Raw genomic sequence first — 17,517 nt, 5'->3', positions numbered from 1 at the left:
CCGGACCGCAATCGTGGCCCCGCGCGCCCCGGGACGCCACCGCACCGGACGCCTCAAGAACCCAAATCCGCCCACAAAAGCGAACCAATCACCCCCGAGCCCGCAACCACTCCTCAAGATCCCCCGCAGGCAACGGCGGCGAAAACAGAAACCCCTGCCCCGCCGCACACCCCTGCTCGATCAGGAACCGCCGCTGCTCTTCGTTCTCGACGCCTTCCGCCACAACCGGCAAGCTCAAGCTCTCCCCGATCCGGATCACAGCACTAGTCAGCGCCCGAGCAGCGTCATCGCTCTCCAACCCTTGCACGAAACTGCGGTCCAGCTTCAGTTCGTCGACGATCAGCCGGCGCAAGTGGCCCAAGCTGGAATACCCCGTCCCGAAGTCGTCCATCGAAAGCCGTACGCCCAGACGATGCAGTTCGGCAATCGTGCGCAGCGTGCCTGCCGTCGCATCGAGAACCACGCCTTCGGTGATTTCCAGCATCAGATCCGCCGGCGCCAGCCCGAACTCGGCCAGCGTCGCCGCGATCATGCGCGGAAGGTTAAGGTTGTGGAAATTGGTTGCCGACAGGTTCACCGACACCGACGGCACGCGCAGACCGTTGTGGCGCCAGATGGCCAGTTGCGAGCAGGCCTCGCGCAATGCCCAGTCGCCCAGATCGCCAATCAGCCCGCACTCTTCGGCCAGCGGCACAAACCGCGCCGGCGAAATGTCGCCCAGCGTCGGATGGCGCCAGCGCGCCAGCGCCTCCACCCCGTACAGGCTGCCGTTCTTCAGGCCAACTTGCGGCTGATAGTGCAGACGCAAAGCCTTCGCTTCCAATGCGTCCCTCAGCGCCGCTTCCAGCGCCAACCGTTCCTGCGCCTGACGATTCATCTCGGCGCTGAAGAAGGAAATGCGGTTGCGGCCCGCCGTCTTTGCCTGGTACATCGCCATGTCCGCATGGCGCAGCAGCGTATCCATGTCCCGGCCGTTTTCCGGGAACACGCTGATGCCGATGCTCACCGACGGGTTCAGCGTGATGCCGCCCACCGAGAACGGCTGCGCCAGCGCCACCAGGATGTGTTCGGCGGCCGCCGGCCGGCGGCCGTGTTCGAACTCCGGCATCAGCATCACGAACTCGTCGCCCGACAGACGGCCCACGATGTCCGTCGCCCGCGCCAACCGGCGCAGGCGTTGCGCCACATCCCGCAGCAGCGCGTCGCCGATCGGGTGGCCCAGCGTATCGTTTACCTGCTTGAAGCGGTCCAGATCCAGGAACAGCACCGCCACCCGCTTGCGCTCCGGCTCCGCCCGCGCAATCGCCTGCTCGGCCTGCGCCAGCAGCAGATTGCGGTTCGGCAGGCCCGTCAGTTCGTCATAGAAAGCCAGTTGGCGGATGCGGGCGCGGGCTTCCTCGCGTTCCAGCGCCAGCGCGCACAGATACACGCACACATCCACCAGACGGTGATGGAAATCATCCGGCAACCGGCGCTCGCGGAAATAGAAACCGAACGTGCCGATCACCCGGCCGTCGCTCGACTTGATCGGCGACGACCAGCAGGCCTTGTATTCCTCCGGCAGCGGCAGATGGCGGTAATCGTCCCACAGCGGATCCGTCGCGATGTCCGGCACGATCACCGGGCGGCCCAGAAACGCCGCCGTGCCGCACGCGCCCACCTGCGGACCGATCGGAACGCCTTCCAGCGCGTCCGAATAGCCCTGCGGCAGGCTCGGCGCGGCCAGCGGGCGCAACAGGCCCGCGTCGTCCACGCGAACCACCGAGGCCGCCACTTCCGGCGCCAGGCGCTCGACCTCGCGGCACACCATGTTCATGACCTCGACCACCGAGGCCTCGTTCACCATCGCCTGCAGCACCCGGCGCTGCAGCACCTCGTGCACCTTGGTCGGCGTGATGTCCGTCAGCACGTCCACGATGTTGACCAGCGTCCCGCGCTCGTCGAACACCGAGTTTGCCATCACCGACACCCACAGCGGCTTGCCGCCGCGGTCATAGACCAGCACGTCCTTGTGGTAGCCCTCGCGACAGGCGATGCGGCGGTGCAGTTCCTCGCGCGTGCCGCCGTCGGCGCGGCCTCCGGACAGCAGTTCGCCCAGGTCCTGGTTGATCGAATCGCCGCGCGAAAACCCCAGCATGCGCTGGAAGCCGTCGTTCACGTAGACGATGCGCCCGTCACAGCCCGACACCGCCACCGCGTTGCCGGTCTCGTTGATGCCCAGCATCAGCAGGCGGATTTCTTCCTGGCGTTCCGCGTCCGCGATCGACTTGCGCGAGATGACCGTCACGCGGCCGACCTCGCCCGCGTCGTTCAGCATCGGCAGGTAGGTCGCCTCGATCCACAGCGAGCTGCCGTCCTTCTTGCGGTAGCGGCAGGTGCCCGAAAAGTGCTGGCCGCGGCGCAGCCGGGCCCAGACCTGTTCGCCGCTGCGCGTGCCCTTGCCCTCGTCCATGCTGTCGCACAGCAGCTCGTGGCGCAGCGTCAGGGCCTCTTCGCGGGTGTAACCCACCGCGGCCAGGAAATTGGTATTGCCGTTCAACAAGGAGCCGGCTGCGTCGAAGTCGAACAGCAGCAGCGCGCGGTCCATCGACGTCAGGTAATTGCCCACATGCCACGCGGCGCCTTGGGGATTCGACTCCGAATCGCCAAGATGAGAATCAAGCATAAGGGGCTCCAACCCGGATAACAGCTGTTCCGGTTTCATTCAGCGCCTCGGAAAACCAAGGGCGACGCGATCGCGTCCGTCCTGCTTGGCCAGATACAACGCCTGATCCGCCCGGCTGAGCGTCTCTGAAAACGTTTCGCCCAACTGGTGATACGCCATGCCGATACTGACCGTCAGCCGCAGGACGTCGTCCCCGGCCGCCACCGCCAGCCCCCGCACATCACTGACCAGCCGGTCCATCACCGCCTGCGCCGCGTCCGGATGCGTATGGGGCAGCAGGACGAGGAATTCCTCGCCGCCCCAGCGGCCGCACAGGTCGTATTCGCGCAGGCTTTCTACCAGCACGCCGGCCAGTTCGACCAGCGCGCGGTCGCCCGTCTCGTGGCCGAAACGGTCGTTGACGGCCTTGAAGTGATCCACGTCCAGCATCGCGACGACAAAGCTGTCGCCGCTGCGCGCGGCGCGCTGGACTTCCTGTTTGATCATCTCCATCAGCGCGCGACGGTTCAACAGGCCCGTCAGCGGATCGCGGCTGGACGTTTCTTCGAGCGCGCGGTTCAAGTCGCGCATCATGTTCTGGTAGTGATCCGAGATCCGCGCGATGCGGGTCAAGCGGCGCAACTGGCGGTCGAACTGGTCGCACAGGCCCAGTTCGCGTTCGTGCGCCATGCTTTGATAGGCGTCCGAAAGCTGCGTGACGCGCTGAATGCGCGCCATCTGTTCCTCGGTGTGCCGCCAGAGCGCTTCCAGCGCGTCACGCAGCGGATGGCCGGCATGGGCCGGATCCGCCAGCAATGCGGCGATGCGCTGATCGAGTTCGGCGGCGCCCGGCTTCATTGGCGGCCGACCACCGAGAAGGGGAACGTGCAGTCTTCCTTGAACTCTTCGGCCAGCTCGCCCACGCGCTCGTTGCGCATGTCGTAGAACCACGTGACGCCGACCTCGCGGCCCTTGCGGTGCGCGGCCTCCAGCACGTCGAAGATGTCCATGACGGACTTGATGCTGCTCGTGTTCAGGTACAGAAGTTCCAGCTCCAGCTTCAGCGGCGTATCGCGATCCTGCAGGTACGACTCGACCCATTCAATGACCGGGCCGAACAGCTCGAAGGAATTCTCGGGATAGGAGTCGCCGCGCATCGCCAGCACGCCGGCGGCAGCGTCGGCGGTGATGGCGGGCGTGGACTGGGTCCCGGGAATGTTCAGGTCTTTCATCAAATACTCCGAAAATAATCCTTTTGAGCGCGCGTCCTCAGACCACCACGCTCAGGCTGAAGAAGGCCTTGCCCGGCTGTGCGGCGGGGGTCAGGCTGGCTTCCAGCGGAGCGCCGGCGCGGCGCGCGATGTCGATCAGGCCCAGGCCCGCGCCAGACGCAACGCCCTGCGTGCGCGGCTTGTGCAGCTGTGCCTTGTATTCGGCTTTCAGGGCCGGCTTGTCCAGCGCGGCCAATTCCTGGATACGGGCCACCAGACTGTGGCCGTCTTCCGCGCTGACCAGATTGCCCGCCGACACCACATAGCGGCTTTCGTCGCGGCGGCCGATCACGACCGTGGCGGAGGCGTCCGCGTCGCCGTTCTGCGCGGCGTACTGGCGGATGTTCTGGATCATCTCGATGTAGACCGAAAACACGTCCATGGCTTCAGCGGGCCGGACGTGCTCAGCGTTCAGGTAGTTCTTCAGCGCATTGCCGATTTCCTCGATCAGGCTGCGCGAGATCGGACCGTTGAAACACAACAGCGTGCGGTTCTGGTCGAATCGCGCGCCCAACGCGTAAAGATCGGAGGCATTCATGGAGGGTACCGCCTTGATAACGATTATTCGAAACGGAAAGACAGCAAGGTGATGTCGTCGCGCTGGGGCCGGCCACCTTGGTACTCGGCGAGCGCCTGGCTGAATGCGGCCGCCTGCTCTGTTAACGGCCGGCGGGCGTGTGTCTTGAGCATGTCGGCAAAGCGCGTATTGCCAAAGCCGAACCCGTGCTCGCCGCCCGCCTGATCCAGAAAACCGTCGGTGGCCAGGTAATACGTCCAACCCGGCTCCATCTGTAACGCGTTGTTCTCGTAAACCCCCATACGCTTGTCGCCCAGCGCACGGCGGCCGCCGGGAACCTCATGCAGGCTTTCGCCGTCGCTTGCGTACAGGCTGATCTTCGCACCTGCGTACAGCAGCCTGCCGGCTTGCCGGTCAATATATACCAGCCCCGCATCGGTATTGGTTGCCAGGGCCCGGGGCAATTGCGCGTCGGCCAGCATGGCCCGGATGGCGTTGTCGGTACGCGTCAGAATGCCGGCGGGGTCGCCCGGTCCGACCTCGGTGATCGCCAGGTCGATCGCCGCGCGCGCCAGCATCGTCATCAACGCGCCGGGCACGCCGTGGCCTGCGCAGTCCATGATGCCCAGCAGGCAGTTGGCGCCGTCCGAGCGGAACACGTAGAAATCCCCGCCGACCACATCGCGCGGCTTCCACAGCACGAAATGGTGCGCGCCCAGCGACTGCGTCAGCTGGCGGTCCGGCAGGATCGCGCGCTGGATCAGGCTGGCGTAGTCGATCGAGTCGTCGATCTTCTTGTGCGCGGCGGCCATGGCGCGGTTCGCGTCTTCCAGCGCCGAGGTGCGTTCGCGCACCTTGGTTTCCAGTTCGGCCGTGTGCTTGCGCACCTTGTCGGCCATCACGCCGAACGCGCGGCTCAGGTCGCCGATCTCGTCCTGGCCGCCCGGCGGCAGGCGCACGTCGTAGCTGCCGTCGGCGATGGCCCGGGCCGACTGCTGCAGGCGGCGCAAGGGGCGCAGCATCAGGCGCTCGATGGCGTAGCCGAAGCACAGCAGCATCGCGGCAAAGAGCACCACCAGGCCAATCGCGGCCGGCCACAGCCAGCCCGTGTCCAGCACGCGGGCCGCGCCCAAATCGACCACGGTCAGCACGTGCCAATGCAGTTCGGGCATGTACGCGACGGACACCAGCTGGCGCACGCCGTCCATCTTGACCCAGGCCGACTGCACCGACTGCGGATTCGCCTGGGCGGCGTGCATGGCCGAAAGCAGGTCGGCCCGGCCCTCGCCCGCGTCCAGCAGGCTGAAGACCATGCCCTTGCCGCCCGCCCCCGACGCGCCCGAGTTGTAGGCGATCAGCGCGGGGTTCATATGCGCCTGGATCGCGCCTTCCTCGTCCACGATGATGGGCGTGACGCCGGGCTGGCCGCTGTTCACGAATTCCTTCAGGAACCCGCCCACGTCCAGGCCCGCGCCCGTCAGGCCGATGACCTTGTCGCCGTCGCGGATCTGCACGTTGATCCAGACCTTGGTGGTCTTGAGCTTCAGGTCCGGGTTGACGTTGATGTTGTAGCGGGCGGGCGACTTGACCGTGGCGTAGAACCAGCCGTCGTCAGCCGCGCTGGGGCTTAGCGTGTAGCGCGGCGCCTCGGACAGCGGCTTGTCGTCGTTGAAGTAGTAATTGCCGGAGGCGGCACTGGCGATGAAATACGCGCCGCCGAGCAGGTCGCGCCGATAGCCGTCGGCCTCGCGGAAGAACAGTTCGCGCGCGGCGGGATCATTTTCATTGCGTAGCCAGCGGCGCGTGACCTCGCTGTCGGCCAGGCGCTGCGACAGCGCCAGTTCGCGCGACACCGGCGCCAGGACGCGCTGGCGGTTCAGTTGCGTGAAGTTGTCGGAAAAGGCGCGGCCGAAGTGCTCGCGGACGCCGTCCAGCACCTGCCAGCCAATCAGCGCGGCCGGCGCCAAGGCGACCAGGCACGCCAACAGCAGCGCCATCAGTGATTTCCTGCGCAATCCCCATTTCGCCATGCAAAGTCTTCCTGACAGCCAGATGCGATGCCATGCGCGTAAAGGGGACGCAGATCGGGCGCGCTGACCGTACGAGGCGCCCTGCCCGTGCCTTGCCCCGCCTTTTGAGCCATGAGCCTGAATGCCGGCGCCCCATGCGGGCAACCGGCGCGGCTAGTGTAGATGCCAGGGGGGTTTATTGATACAGGTGCAAACGTCTGGATGCGTTCGAGACACCTTAAGTTTCACCGCAGCAATATATATCGTGTTTTATTGCGTTTTATATCAGCGATTGTTACGTCTGGCGGACCCCAATTGCAGCTTTATTACTACACGTTCGCTAGACGCCGAGGTACCGCTCCCAGAGGCTACGGTCAGCATCCAGGGCCTGGGAATCGCCCGTCCACACCACCTTGCCGCGTTCCAGGATGACGTGGCGGTCGGCCAAGCTGAGTAACCTTTCGACATATTTGTCGATCACCAGGATCGTCTGGCCGGCTTGGCGCAGCTGCGCCAGGCAGTTCCAGATCTCTTCCCGGATCTTCGGCGCCAGTCCTTCGGTAGCCTCGTCCAGAATCAGCAGCCGGGGGTTGGTCACCAGCGCACGGCCGATGGCCAGCATCTGCTGTTCACCGCCCGACAACTGGTTGCCCATGTTGCGGGCGCGCTCGGCCAGCCGGGGAAACAGCGCGAACACGCGATCGGGCGTCCACGGTTCGCCGATATCCGGGTTACGCCCGGCCACAAACGCCGTCAGGTGCTCGCGCACCGTCAGGTTGGGAAAACACTGGCGGCCTTCCGGGACGATGGCAACGCCGGCCCGCGCGATGCGGTCCGAACTCCATCCGCTGATGTCCTGGCCTGCAAAGTGGATCTTCCCGCCGCGCAGCGGCAACTGGCCGAACAGGGTGCGCAGCAATGTGGTCTTGCCCATGCCGTTGCGGCCCAGCAAGGTCACGACCTGCCCCGCGCCGATTTCCAGGTCGACGCCAAACAGCACCTGGCTGGCGCCGTAGCCGCTCTTGGCCGATTCGATGGTCAGCATCAGACGGTCTCCTCGTCGCCCAGGTAAGCCTGGCGCACTTCGGGGTTGGCGCGGATCTCGTCCGGCGTGCCCGAGGCGATCACCCGGCCATACACCAGCACGGACAGGCGGTCCGCAAGACGGAACACCGCCTGCATGTCGTGTTCAATCAGCAGCATGGCGGCGCGCCCCCGCAAGGATTCAATCAGTTCGGTCAGGCGGACGGTCTCGTCCGGTCCCATGCCCGCCATCGGTTCGTCCAGCAGCAACACCTTGGGCCGGGCGGCAAGCGCCAGCGCGAATTCCACCTTGCGCTGTTCGCCGTGCGGCAGGGTGCCCGCAGCGCGGTCGAGCAGGCTGGCGTCAATGGCGCACTCGCGCGCCAGTTCGCGCGCCTGTTCATATAGCGCCGATTCGGCCGCGCGGGGTTTCCAGAAGCGGAAGCTGCTGCCGGCGTGGGCCTGCACCGCCAGCACCAGGTTATCCAGCACGCTGGACTGCTTGAAGATGTTGGTGATCTGATACGACCGCGACAGGCCGGCCGCCACGCGCTGGTGCGCGTTCATCGCGGTGACGTCGCGGCCGTCGACTTCCAGCGCGCCGGCGTCGGCGGACAGCGTGCCCGACAGCAGATGGATCAGCGTGGACTTGCCCGCGCCGTTGGGGCCGATCAGGGCATGGATCTCGCCTGGCGCCAGGGACAGCGATACGTTGTCGGTGGCCACCAGCGCGCCAAAGCGGCGGACCAGTCCGCGCGCCTGCAGGGCGTGCGTCCCGCCCGCGGCGGCGCCAGTCGTGGCATTCATCGGATTGCTCATGAGCCCACCTTGCCGGATTGCGGCGCCGTGCGCCCACTGAACAGCGGCCCGAACAGGCCGACCAGGCCGCGCGGCGCGCCAAACACCACGCAGAGCAGCAGCACGCCCAGGGGCAGGTGCCAGTATTCGGTCCACAGGCGCAGCACTTCTTCGAGTGTCAGCATCACGACTGCGCCGGCCACGCCGCCGTAGCGCAGGCCGATGCCGCCCACCAGCACCATGATCAGCAGGTTGGCCGACTGGGTCCAATGCATCAGGCTGGGCGAAATGAAGAGGTTGTGGTTGGCCAGCAACGCGCCGGCCAGCCCCGCCGCCGCGCCGCTCAGCGTGAACGCCATGAGCTTGATGCGGTACACGGGATAGCCCATGGACTCCATGCGCGATTCGTTCTCGCGGATGCCCTGCAGCGCCATGCCGAAGCGCGAGGCGACGATGCGGCCGAAGGCCCACATCAGCAGCGCGAACAGCACCAGCACCAGGTAATAGAAGCTGACGTCATGGGCGAGGTCGATGCCCGGCAGGGTCGAGTAACCCGGCAGGTTCAGGCCGTCTTCGCCGCCGTACTGGCGCAGCGAGATGAAGATGTAGAACAGCATCTGCGCGAACGCGAGCGTGATCATGATGAAGTACACGCCGCGCGTGCGCAGCGAGATCGCGCCCGTGATGCAGGCCAGCACGCCCGCCAGCAGCATCGCCACCGGCCAGGACACCAGCGCGGACGTGACGCCCGACATGGACAGGATGCCCACCGCGTACGCGCCCGCGCCGAAGAACGCCGCGTGACCCAAGGCCACCATGCCGCCATACCCCAGGATGAGGTTCAGGCTGGTTGCCGCCAGCGCGTAGATCAGCACGCGCCGCACGAAGGAAATGTAGAAGTCCAGGCCCAGCATCGGCGCCACCAGCGGGAACACCGCCAGCGCGGCCAAGAGGACCACGGTCCAGATCTTGGTTTTCATGGTCAGCCCCGCGCCGGAAATAGGCCAGAGGGCCGGAACACCAGCACTGCCGCCATCAACACGTAGATGGCGATGGCCGCGAGCGTCGGGCCGACGCTGGAGGCCACGGCCGGAGAGAACACCTGGCGCAGCAGCATCGGCAGGAACGCCCGGCCGGCGGTGTCGACCATGCCGACCAGCAGCGCGCCCACGAAGGCGCCCCGGATCGAGCCGATGCCGCCGATGACGATGCACACCAGCACCAGGATCAGGATTTCTTCGCCCATGCCCACCTGCACCGAGGTGATCGGGCCCAACAGCGCGCCGGCCACCGCGGCCAGCATGGCGCCCAGCACGAATACGCCCAGGAACAGGAGCGGCACGCGCACGCCCATCAGCGTGGCCATCTGGCGGTTCGAGGCCCCGGCGCGCACCAGCACGCCGGCGCGGGTCCGCGTCACGAACCAGTACAGGCCTGCGGCCGCAGCCACGCCAAAGACGATGATCATCAGGCGGTACGCGGGATACATCAGATCGGGCAAGAGGCGCACGGGACCGGACAGCACCGCGGGCATGTTCAGCATGACCGGCGCCGGACCCCAGATCATCTTGACCAGGTCATTGGCGATGAGGATGACGGCGTAGGTGCCCAGCACCTGAGCCAGATGGTCGCGCAGCGCCAGGCGGCGGATGAGCGAGAGTTCCAGCACGATGCCGACGATGCCCGTGGCGACCGCCGCCACTAGGACTGCGGCGGTGAACGAGCCGGTACGTTGCATGGTTTCGGCGGCGACATAGGCGCCAGCCATATAGAGCGAGCCGTGAGCCAGATTCATGATGTCCATGATCCCGAACACCAGGGTCAGCCCGGCCGCAATCAGAAACAACATCAACCCAAACTGCAGACCGTTCAGCAATTGCTCGACGATCAGCGTAAACGTCATGAAAACTTCCCCCTTGCCGCGCGTCGCCGAAGGCGAACGCCGATCACCAAATCCATCTCAATCTGCATCAGCCGCGCATCACCCCCGCGCACGCCGCCGCCCCCAAGCGGGGTCGCGCGGATCCGGCTTTGCCGGTCCGCTGCGACGCCCCCTGGGGGGAAGCGCGCAGCGCTCCGGGGGGGGGTCACATCTTTTTGCAGTCGCCGACGTAGACGTCCTGGTACTTGTCGAACACCTTGCCCACCAGCTTGTTGGTGATGCGGCCGCTGCCGTCCTTTTCGACGACGCGCAGGTAGTAGGACTGGATCGGGTAATGGTTCTTGCCGTAGGTGAAGCTGCCGCGCACCGAGGGGTAGTCGGCCTTTTCCAGCGCCTTCACGATGGCATCACGGTCAGACGCCTTGCCGCCGGCCTGCTTGACCGCGGCGTCCATGGCCATGATCACGTCGTACGCCTGGGCGGCGTACACCGACGGGTAACGGCCGTTGTATTCCTTGCGGAAGGCGTCGACGAACGCCTTGTTCTGCGGCACGTCCAGGTCATGCGCCCATTGCGCCGTGTTGTACATGCCCAGCATGGGGTCACCCACGGCCTGAATCACGTCCTCGTCGGCCGAGAAGCCCGGGCCGATCAGCTTGACGTTCTGCGACAGGCCGGCGGACACGAACTGCTTGACGAAGTTGATGCCCATGCCGCCCGGCAGGAAGATGTACACGGCGTCCGGCTTGGCGGCGCGGATCTGCGCGATCTCGGCGGCGTAGTCGATCTGGCCGAGCTTGGTGTAGACCTCGTCGCCCGGGGCGGTCTTGTAGCCGCGCTTGAAACCGGTCAGCGCATCCTTGCCGGCCGGGTAGTCCGGGGCCATGATGAACATCTTCTTGAAGCCGCGGTCAGCCGCGACCTTGCCGGCCGCTTCGTGGAAGGCGTCGTTCTGGTACGACGTGCCGAACCAGTAGTTGTTGCACTGCGCGCCGGCGAACTGGCTGGGGCCGGGGTTGTTGGACAGGTACGGGACCTTGGCGGCGAACAGCGCGGGGCCGACGGCCAGCGCCACGTTCGAGCCGATGGGACCCGTGAAGAAGTCGACTTTTTCGCGCTGGATGTAGCGCGTGACGAGCTGGCGGGCCTGGTCCGGATTGCCGCCCATGTCGGTTTGCAGGAACTCCGCGGGCTGACCGCCCAGCTTGCCGCCCAGTTGCTTGATGGCCAGGTTGAAGCCGTCGCGGGCTTCGGCGCCCAGCGCCGAGAACGGGCCCGAGATGTCGTTGGCGATGCCGACCTTGACGGTGTCGGCCTGCGCCAGGGCGGGTATCAGGGCGGCGGCAGCCAGGAAGGAAGTGATCAAACGCATGGTGGTGTGCTCCGTGCGCGAGCCCGCGCAGAGGGTGTTCTTTTTGAAGGTGCGATGCGAAAGACTTCTATGCCCGGCCCGCTGGCGCGATGGTTGCCGCCGTCAGGCCGGTGCCTGCAGAACGGATTGCTCTGCAACGCCCCAATCCCCTTATGCAGCACAGGGAAAACTGGCGTGGTTCATAGTTTAGGTTTAAAGTAATCGGCAAAACAAGTCTAGGGTTTTTACCACCTGCCGCCATGGTCACCCTCTACCGCAACTACGATCGCGCCGAACTGGACGTCCAGTACAACGCTCGCGCGACAGTACCCGACATCCAACCGATACTCAAGAAATACACCGAGGACAGCGCCACGGCGCGCAGCACGCTGGAATGCGCGCTGGACGTGCCTTTTGGCGATCATCCGGATGAATTGCTGGACATATTTCCAGCCGCGGCCGGCAAGACCGGCGCACCGGTCTTCGTGTTCATCCACGGCGGTTACTGGCGCCTGCTGTCCAAGAACGAATCCAGCAACATGGCGCCCGCGTTCACGCAGGCGGGCGCGGTCGTGGTGGCGGTGAATTATTCGCTGGCCCCGGCCGTCACGCTGGACCGCATCGTGGACCAGAACCGGCGCGCGCTGGCCTGGATTTACCACCACATTGCCCAGTACGGCGGCGACCCGGCGCGCATCCACATTTGCGGCAGCTCGGCGGGCGGACACCTGGCCGCCGCCCTGCTCGCGGGCGGCTGGCATGCCAGCTACGACGTGCCGCCCGACGTGGTCAAGGGCGCCGCGCCCCTGTCCGGCCTGTTCGACCTGCGCCCCCTGGTGCACACCCACATCAACGAATGGATGCGCATGAGCGAGGCCGACGCCATCCGCAATAGCCCCGCCCTGCACTTGCCCCAGGCGGGCTGCCCGCTGGTGGTCAGCTACGGGGAGTCCGAAACCGACGAATTCAAGCGCCAGAGCGATGATTATCTGGCCGCATGGCACGCGCGCGGTTTTCCCGGTAGGTATGTACCAATGCCGGGAACCAATCATTTTGATATTGTCCTGACGCTCAACGATCCGAACAGCCCGCTGACCCAAGCCATCTTCGAACAGATGGGTCTGGCGCCCTCTTCACCCCCGCATTCCCGGTAATCTTCCGAGCCATGACCGATACTCCCGACCTGGAATCCCGCGCCGCGCCTGACGACCATCACGCGCTGCGCCTGTGGCTGCGCATGCTGACCTGCGCCAACCTCATCGAAGGAGAGATCCGCAGCCGACTGCGCAACGACTTCGACACCACCCTGCCCCGTTTCGACCTGATGGCGCAATTGCAGCGCGCGCCCAAGGGCATGAAGATGGGCGAACTGTCGCGCCACATGATGGTCACCAACGGCAATATCACCGGCATCACCGACCAGCTCGAAAAGGAAGGCCTGGTGGTGCGGACCAAGGTCGAGTCCGACCGCCGCAGCTCGCTCATCAAGCTGACGCCGCAAGGCAAGAAGAGCTTTGCGCGCATGGCCCGCGCCCACGAGAACTGGGTCAAATCCATGTTCGCCGAACTGCCCGAGGCCAGCCGCAACGCCTTGTTCCAGGCGCTGGGCGAACTGAAGCTGCAGGTGGTGGCCACGCGCTCGGCGGCGGCCCGCGACTGAGGCCGGCCCAGGACGTTTTCGCGCCGGTCCGGCCTGCCGGATTGGCGCATAATTGCCGCCATGATTCCGGTTTCCCTTCCTGGCGGTAATTTCTATGTGCTGATGGCGGTCTCGCTGGCCTGCCTCTCCACGCTGCTCACCTGGCTGGCCGTCCTGGCCACCTCGCGCGGCGCGCGCGAGTGGCTGTCCGGCCACCGGCGCGGCGGCACCGTGCTGATGGCGTTGCTCGCCGTCGTCGGCGCCATCTTCCCGTATCAGCAATTCAGCCAGTGGTTCTCGGTCCAGCGCGAAGCGCAGGCCGACGACGCGCGCAAGACGGTGTTGTCGCAACCCACGCAACTGGCCGGCGTCCAGATGCCCACGGGCACCACGCTGCGCCTTGCCACGCCCGGCGAGCTGGCCTCGTTCGACCGGGCCGTCTTTCCCGAATCCCATCCGGCCGAGATCCACGGCGTCGCCGCGACGCGCCTGTTCCGCTATCCGGCCACGCCCAAGCAGCCCGAGACGCTGTCCGCCGAGATCGCGCGCGACCAGGCGCTGGAAGGCTGGCTGTGCGCGCACGGCCATCGCATCGAATTCGTGGTCCAAGGCGGACATCCGCAGTTTTCAAGCTGCCACCTTGCCATCGGCAATACGCTGGCCCAGCAACCGGTGCCCGCGGGCGCCTGGTTGAAGGTCGAACCCGCCGCCCGCGGCACGCCGCTGGACAAGACCGGCACGGCGCCCCGCTGGCTGCTGCGCACCGAAGGCAGCGACGCCTTGACCGTCGCCGGAATCCCCCTGCTGAAGGTCGACCTGCAACTGGACGCGCAGCGCCGAATGCTGGGCTTCGAGGGACTGGCGGCGCGCGACACCGTCCTGGGCGACATGACCTACCCGCCGGGCACGCGCGTCCTGGCCGCCAATCCGCGCCTGCAGGGCGCGCAGCCGGGCGATCTGCTATTTTCGCCCTCGCGCGGCCGCTCGGCGCGCCGGGCGGGCGGCGAAGACGTCCCGGCCGGCAAGTCGGTGCTGCAGGCGCCCGACGGCACGGTACGCAGCGTGCTGAGCAACCGCGAGGCCGGCGTGCTGGACGTGGCCGCCATGCGCATGGCCCCCTGAGGCCGGCGGGCCCCCCTCGGGTTGCCGAGGGGACCGGCCACCCCCGCCGGATCCGGTGGGATAATACGAACCTTTCCCGCGCGCCGCCTTGCCTGGCGGCGGTTCCGTCCCGCTCACTCCAAGAGACGAAGTCATGGCCGTTAATCTGCAGATCCCCTCCGAGTCCGAAATTTTTCCTGTTGCCGGCGTAGAAATCGGCGTCACCGAGGCCGGCATCCGCAAAGCCAACCGGCGCGACCTGACGGTGTTCCGCCTGGCCGAAGGCACCAGCGTTGCGGGCGTCTTCACGCGTAACCGCTTCTGCGCCGCCCCGGTGCAGGTCTGCCAGGCCCACCTGGCCGCCGGCGGCCCGATCAGCGCGCTGGTCATCAACACGGGCAACGCCAACGCCGGCACCGGCGAGGAAGGCCTGAAGAAAGCCAAGGACACGTGCGATGCACTGGGCAAGCTGCTGGGCGTGCCCGCCGCGCAGATCCTGCCGTTCTCCACCGGCGTCATTCTGGAACCCCTGCCCCTGGACCGCCTGGCCGCCGGCCTGCCCGCCGCCATCGCCGACCTGGCTCCCGACCACTGGTTCAGCGCCGCTCACGGCATCATGACCACGGACACGCTGCCCAAGATTTCGTCCGCCAAGGTGCAGATCGACGGCAAGACGGTCACCTTCACCGGCATCAGCAAGGGCGCCGGCATGATCCGTCCCAACATGGCCACGATGCTCAGCTTCCTGGCCACCGACGCCGGCATCGCCCAGCCGCTCCTGCGCAAGCTGGCCGTGGAAATCGCCGATGCCTCGTTCAACCGCATCACGGTCGACGGCGACACGTCGACCAATGACTCCTTCATCATTGCCGCCACCGGCAAGTCGGGCGTCAACGTCAACAGCGAATCCGACGCCGCCTACGCCGCCGTGCGCGACGCCCTGACCGCCGCCGCGCTGGAACTGGCCACCAAGATCGTGCGCGACGCCGAAGGCGCCACCAAGTTCATGACGATCCGCGTCGAAGAAGCAGGCACCACCGAAGAGGCCCTGAAGGTCGCGTACGCCGTGGCGCACTCGCCGCTGGTCAAGACCGCGTTCTTCGCGTCCGACCCCAATCTGGGCCGCATCCTGGCCGCCGTCGGCTACGCCGGCATCGACGACCTGGACGTGTCCAACATCCGCCTGTGGCTCGACGACGTGCTGGTCGCCAAGAACGGCGGCCGCAATCCCGACTACCAGGAAGCCGACGGCCAGCGCGTGATGAAGCAGGCCGAAATCTCGGTGCGCATCGCGCTGGGCCGCGGCCAGGTCAGCGACACGGTCTACACCTGCGATTTCTCGCACGAGTACGTGTCGATCAACGCCGACTACCGCTCCTGATCCCCATGACGGCTACCGAGTTCACCACGCTGATCCAGCGCGCCGAACGCGTGCTGGCGCAGCTGGAGGCCTTCCTGCCTCCCGCCCCGCCCGACATCGACTGGACCGCCCACGCGTTCCGCTGGCGCAAGCGCGGCGCGCGCGGCTGGCTGGATGCCGTGCGCCACGTGGCGCGCATCGACATGCAGGACCTGCAGCACATCGAGCGCCAGAAGGCCACCATCGACCGCAACACGCTGCAGTTCCTGGAAAAGAAGCCCGCCAACAACGTGCTCATGACCGGCGCGCGCGGCACCGGCAAGAGCTCGCTGGTCAAAGCCATGCTGGCCGCCTACGGCGACCGCGGCCTGCGGCTCATCGAAGTCGACAAGTCCGACCTCGGCGACCTGGCCGACATCGTCGAACTGGTGGCGTCGCGGCCCGAGCGCTTCATCGTGTTCTGCGACGACCTGTCCTTCGAGGAAGGCGAGGCCGGCTACAAGGCGCTCAAATCGGTGTTGGATGGCTCGGTGTCGGCCTCGGGCGACAACGTGCTGATCTACGCCACGTCCAACCGGCGCCATCTGATGCCGGAATACATGAGCGAAAACCTGCAGGCCAAGCACCAGCCCGACGGCGAAATCCACCCCGGCGAAACCGTCGAGGAAAAGATCTCGCTGTCCGAGCGCTTCGGGCTGTGGCTGTCGTTCTACCCGTTCAAGCAGGACGACTACCTGGACATCGTGTACCACTGGCTGCGCGAGCTGGGCTGCCCCGAACCGCACATTGAACCGTCGCGCACCGAGGCGCTGCAATGGACCATCGAACGCGGCTCGCGTTCGGGCCGCGTGGCGTATCAGTTCGCGCGCGACTGGGCGGCCCGCCATGTCTGAAAAAATCGTCGACGTCGCCGCCGGCTTGATCCTGCGCCCTGACGGCAAGCTGCTGCTGGGCCAGCGGCCCGAAGGCAAGCCGTGGTCCGGCTGGTGGGAGCTTCCCGGCGGCAAGCTCGAACCCGGCGAGACCGTGCTGCAGGCGCTGGCCCGCGAACTCCAGGAAGAGATCGGCATCCGTGTCACGCAGTCGCGCCCGTGGGTCACGTACGTGCATGCCTATCCGCACACCACGGTACGCCTGGCGTTCTGCCATGTCACGGGCTGGGAAGGCGAGCCGCAAAGCCTGGAAAACCAGCGTCTGGAATGGGTGGATCCGGCCAATGCGGCCTCGGTGGGCGACCTGCTGCCCGCCACCCTGCCCCCGTTGCGCTGGCTGCAACTGCCCACCACCTACGGCATCAGCGCCATTGGCTCGCGCGCGGGCATCGCGCCGTTCCTCGGCCGCCTGGAAGCCGCGCTGGCGCGCGGCGTGAAGCTCGTGCAGTTCCGTGAACCGCAATGGCCCGATGGCGTGGGCGCCAGTTCGCTGCACGAGGTGCTGCAACAGGTCATCAAGCGCTGCCGCGCCGCCGGTGCGCGCGTGCTGGTCAACAGCATCCATCCCATTGCCTGGTGGAAGGAAGCCGACGGCGTGCACCTGCGCACGGCAGACGCCCTGCGACTGACCGCCCGTCCTGAATTGCCGCGCAACGCGCTGGTCGGCGCGTCCGCGCATGACAACGCCCAGGTCGTCCATGCCCGCGAACTGGGCGCGGACTTCGCCGTGCTGGGGCCCGTGCTGGACACGCCCAGCCATCCCGGCGCGCCAACGCTGGGCTGGGAAGGTTTTGTCGAAGGCAATCGCGATGCGGGTATTCCGGTGTTCGCGCTGGGCGGCCAGTCCACCCAGACCGTCTCGCAGGCGTTGCGCCACGGCGCGCACGGCATCGCCGGGATCCGCGGCGTGCTCTGATGCATGGCCGGTCGCCTGGCGACTTTGGTTCGCCACCCGGATCAGAACAAAACGGCCCATGCCTCGCATGGGCC

General features: G+C 66.5%; 16 protein-coding genes. 6 read left to right on the top strand and 10 right to left on the bottom strand.

Going from position 1 to position 17,517, the window contains the following annotated elements; translation table 11 throughout:
* Positions 1 to 88 precede the first annotated feature (88 nt).
* From AC6LJW_RS24950 to AC6LJW_RS24905, 10 genes are all read right to left on the bottom strand, one after another.
* A complete protein-coding gene (locus tag AC6LJW_RS24950) occupies positions 89 to 2,665 on the bottom strand; it encodes a sensor domain-containing protein (protein WP_498088509.1) in 2,577 nt (858 codons plus the stop codon).
* 39 nt (positions 2,666 to 2,704) lie between these two features.
* A complete protein-coding gene (gene siaD, locus AC6LJW_RS24945; protein ID WP_056564579.1) occupies positions 2,705 to 3,502 on the bottom strand; it encodes a biofilm regulation diguanylate cyclase SiaD in 798 nt (265 codons plus the stop codon).
* On the bottom strand, positions 3,499 to 3,876 hold the full coding sequence (gene siaC / locus AC6LJW_RS24940; RefSeq protein ID WP_056564583.1) for a biofilm regulation phosphoprotein SiaC: 378 nt from the start codon (positions 3,874 to 3,876) through the stop codon (positions 3,499 to 3,501). Before siaC ends, siaD begins: the two co-directional genes overlap by 4 nt.
* A 37-nt stretch (positions 3,877 to 3,913) precedes the next feature.
* Positions 3,914 to 4,453 (bottom strand): biofilm regulation protein kinase SiaB, encoded by a 540-nt coding sequence (gene siaB / locus AC6LJW_RS24935; RefSeq protein ID WP_056564586.1) that lies wholly within the window; start codon positions 4,451 to 4,453, stop codon positions 3,914 to 3,916.
* A 23-nt stretch (positions 4,454 to 4,476) separates the two neighbouring features.
* Positions 4,477 to 6,462 carry a biofilm regulation protein phosphatase SiaA gene (gene siaA / locus AC6LJW_RS24930; RefSeq protein ID WP_200949395.1) on the bottom strand — a complete coding sequence of 662 codons (1,986 nt, stop codon included), beginning with the start codon at positions 6,460 to 6,462 and terminating at the stop codon, positions 4,477 to 4,479.
* A gap of 319 nt (positions 6,463 to 6,781) precedes the next feature.
* Complete coding sequence (locus AC6LJW_RS24925; protein WP_056564592.1) at positions 6,782 to 7,486, bottom strand: ABC transporter ATP-binding protein; 705 nt, start codon at positions 7,484 to 7,486, stop codon at positions 6,782 to 6,784.
* Positions 7,486 to 8,283 (bottom strand): ABC transporter ATP-binding protein, encoded by a 798-nt coding sequence (locus tag AC6LJW_RS24920; RefSeq protein ID WP_498088508.1) that lies wholly within the window; start codon positions 8,281 to 8,283, stop codon positions 7,486 to 7,488. Before AC6LJW_RS24920 ends, AC6LJW_RS24925 begins: the two co-directional genes overlap by 1 nt.
* On the bottom strand, positions 8,280 to 9,242 hold the full coding sequence (locus tag AC6LJW_RS24915; RefSeq protein WP_056564595.1) for a branched-chain amino acid ABC transporter permease: 963 nt from the start codon (positions 9,240 to 9,242) through the stop codon (positions 8,280 to 8,282). Before AC6LJW_RS24915 ends, AC6LJW_RS24920 begins: the two co-directional genes overlap by 4 nt.
* 2 nt (positions 9,243 to 9,244) lie before the next feature.
* The gene (locus AC6LJW_RS24910) at positions 9,245 to 10,165 is read right to left on the bottom strand and encodes a branched-chain amino acid ABC transporter permease (protein WP_056566889.1); all 921 of its coding nucleotides are present in this window, start codon (positions 10,163 to 10,165) and stop codon (positions 9,245 to 9,247) included.
* A gap of 184 nt (positions 10,166 to 10,349) precedes the next feature.
* Positions 10,350 to 11,516: an ABC transporter substrate-binding protein gene (locus tag AC6LJW_RS24905; RefSeq protein WP_056564598.1), complete on the bottom strand. Its 1,167-nt coding sequence runs from the start codon at positions 11,514 to 11,516 to the stop codon at positions 10,350 to 10,352.
* 239 nt (positions 11,517 to 11,755) lie between these two features.
* On the opposite strand from AC6LJW_RS24905, the gene AC6LJW_RS24900 reads away from it, so the two are divergent.
* From AC6LJW_RS24900 to AC6LJW_RS24875, 6 genes are all read left to right on the top strand, one after another.
* A complete protein-coding gene (locus tag AC6LJW_RS24900) occupies positions 11,756 to 12,649 on the top strand; it encodes an alpha/beta hydrolase (protein WP_427986692.1) in 894 nt (297 codons plus the stop codon).
* Positions 12,650 to 12,660: 11 nt separating this feature from the next.
* On the top strand, positions 12,661 to 13,155 hold the full coding sequence (locus AC6LJW_RS24895) for a MarR family winged helix-turn-helix transcriptional regulator (RefSeq protein WP_056564603.1): 495 nt from the start codon (positions 12,661 to 12,663) through the stop codon (positions 13,153 to 13,155).
* A 60-nt stretch (positions 13,156 to 13,215) separates the two neighbouring features.
* Positions 13,216 to 14,256, top strand: a complete 1,041-nt coding sequence (locus AC6LJW_RS24890) for a hypothetical protein (RefSeq protein WP_056564605.1) — start codon at positions 13,216 to 13,218, stop codon at positions 14,254 to 14,256.
* Between the two features lie 133 nt (positions 14,257 to 14,389).
* Positions 14,390 to 15,616, top strand: coding sequence for a bifunctional glutamate N-acetyltransferase/amino-acid acetyltransferase ArgJ (gene argJ / locus AC6LJW_RS24885; protein ID WP_427986690.1), 1,227 nt, complete (start codon positions 14,390 to 14,392; stop codon positions 15,614 to 15,616).
* 5 nt (positions 15,617 to 15,621) lie between these two features.
* On the top strand, positions 15,622 to 16,488 hold the full coding sequence (locus AC6LJW_RS24880; protein WP_056564611.1) for an ATP-binding protein: 867 nt from the start codon (positions 15,622 to 15,624) through the stop codon (positions 16,486 to 16,488).
* The gene (locus AC6LJW_RS24875; protein ID WP_427986689.1) at positions 16,481 to 17,443 is read left to right on the top strand and encodes a Nudix family hydrolase; all 963 of its coding nucleotides are present in this window, start codon (positions 16,481 to 16,483) and stop codon (positions 17,441 to 17,443) included. The genes AC6LJW_RS24880 and AC6LJW_RS24875 overlap by 8 nt, the downstream gene beginning before the upstream one ends.
* The last annotated feature ends 74 nt before the right edge of the window (positions 17,444 to 17,517 follow it).

This window comes from Achromobacter sp. 1012554356, assembly GCF_059760815.1.
The sequence above is the reverse complement of the archived record's forward strand: the minus strand, read 5'-3'. Positions and strand labels throughout refer to the sequence as shown.

Excerpts from the sequence above, each read along its gene's own strand:
- AC6LJW_RS24900 (WP_427986692.1), top strand. The coding sequence starts at position 11,756 with ATGGTCACCCTCTACCGCAACTACGATCGCGCCGAACTGGACGTCCAG.
- AC6LJW_RS24925 (WP_056564592.1), bottom strand. The coding sequence starts at position 7,486 with ATGCTGACCATCGAATCGGCCAAGAGCGGCTACGGCGCCAGCCAGGTG.
- AC6LJW_RS24950 (WP_498088509.1), bottom strand. The coding sequence starts at position 2,665 with ATGCTTGATTCTCATCTTGGCGATTCGGAGTCGAATCCCCAAGGCGCC.
- AC6LJW_RS24875 (WP_427986689.1), top strand. The coding sequence starts at position 16,481 with ATGTCTGAAAAAATCGTCGACGTCGCCGCCGGCTTGATCCTGCGCCCT.
- siaD (WP_056564579.1), bottom strand. The coding sequence starts at position 3,502 with ATGAAGCCGGGCGCCGCCGAACTCGATCAGCGCATCGCCGCATTGCTG.
- siaA (WP_200949395.1), bottom strand. The coding sequence starts at position 6,462 with ATGGCGAAATGGGGATTGCGCAGGAAATCACTGATGGCGCTGCTGTTG.
- AC6LJW_RS24905 (WP_056564598.1), bottom strand. The coding sequence starts at position 11,516 with ATGCGTTTGATCACTTCCTTCCTGGCTGCCGCCGCCCTGATACCCGCC.
- siaB (WP_056564586.1), bottom strand. The coding sequence starts at position 4,453 with ATGAATGCCTCCGATCTTTACGCGTTGGGCGCGCGATTCGACCAGAAC.
- AC6LJW_RS24910 (WP_056566889.1), bottom strand. The coding sequence starts at position 10,165 with ATGACGTTTACGCTGATCGTCGAGCAATTGCTGAACGGTCTGCAGTTT.
- argJ (WP_427986690.1), top strand. The coding sequence starts at position 14,390 with ATGGCCGTTAATCTGCAGATCCCCTCCGAGTCCGAAATTTTTCCTGTT.
- AC6LJW_RS24880 (WP_056564611.1), top strand. The coding sequence starts at position 15,622 with ATGACGGCTACCGAGTTCACCACGCTGATCCAGCGCGCCGAACGCGTG.
- AC6LJW_RS24895 (WP_056564603.1), top strand. The coding sequence starts at position 12,661 with ATGACCGATACTCCCGACCTGGAATCCCGCGCCGCGCCTGACGACCAT.
- AC6LJW_RS24915 (WP_056564595.1), bottom strand. The coding sequence starts at position 9,242 with ATGAAAACCAAGATCTGGACCGTGGTCCTCTTGGCCGCGCTGGCGGTG.
- AC6LJW_RS24890 (WP_056564605.1), top strand. The coding sequence starts at position 13,216 with ATGATTCCGGTTTCCCTTCCTGGCGGTAATTTCTATGTGCTGATGGCG.
- AC6LJW_RS24920 (WP_498088508.1), bottom strand. The coding sequence starts at position 8,283 with ATGAGCAATCCGATGAATGCCACGACTGGCGCCGCCGCGGGCGGGACG.
- siaC (WP_056564583.1), bottom strand. The coding sequence starts at position 3,876 with ATGAAAGACCTGAACATTCCCGGGACCCAGTCCACGCCCGCCATCACC.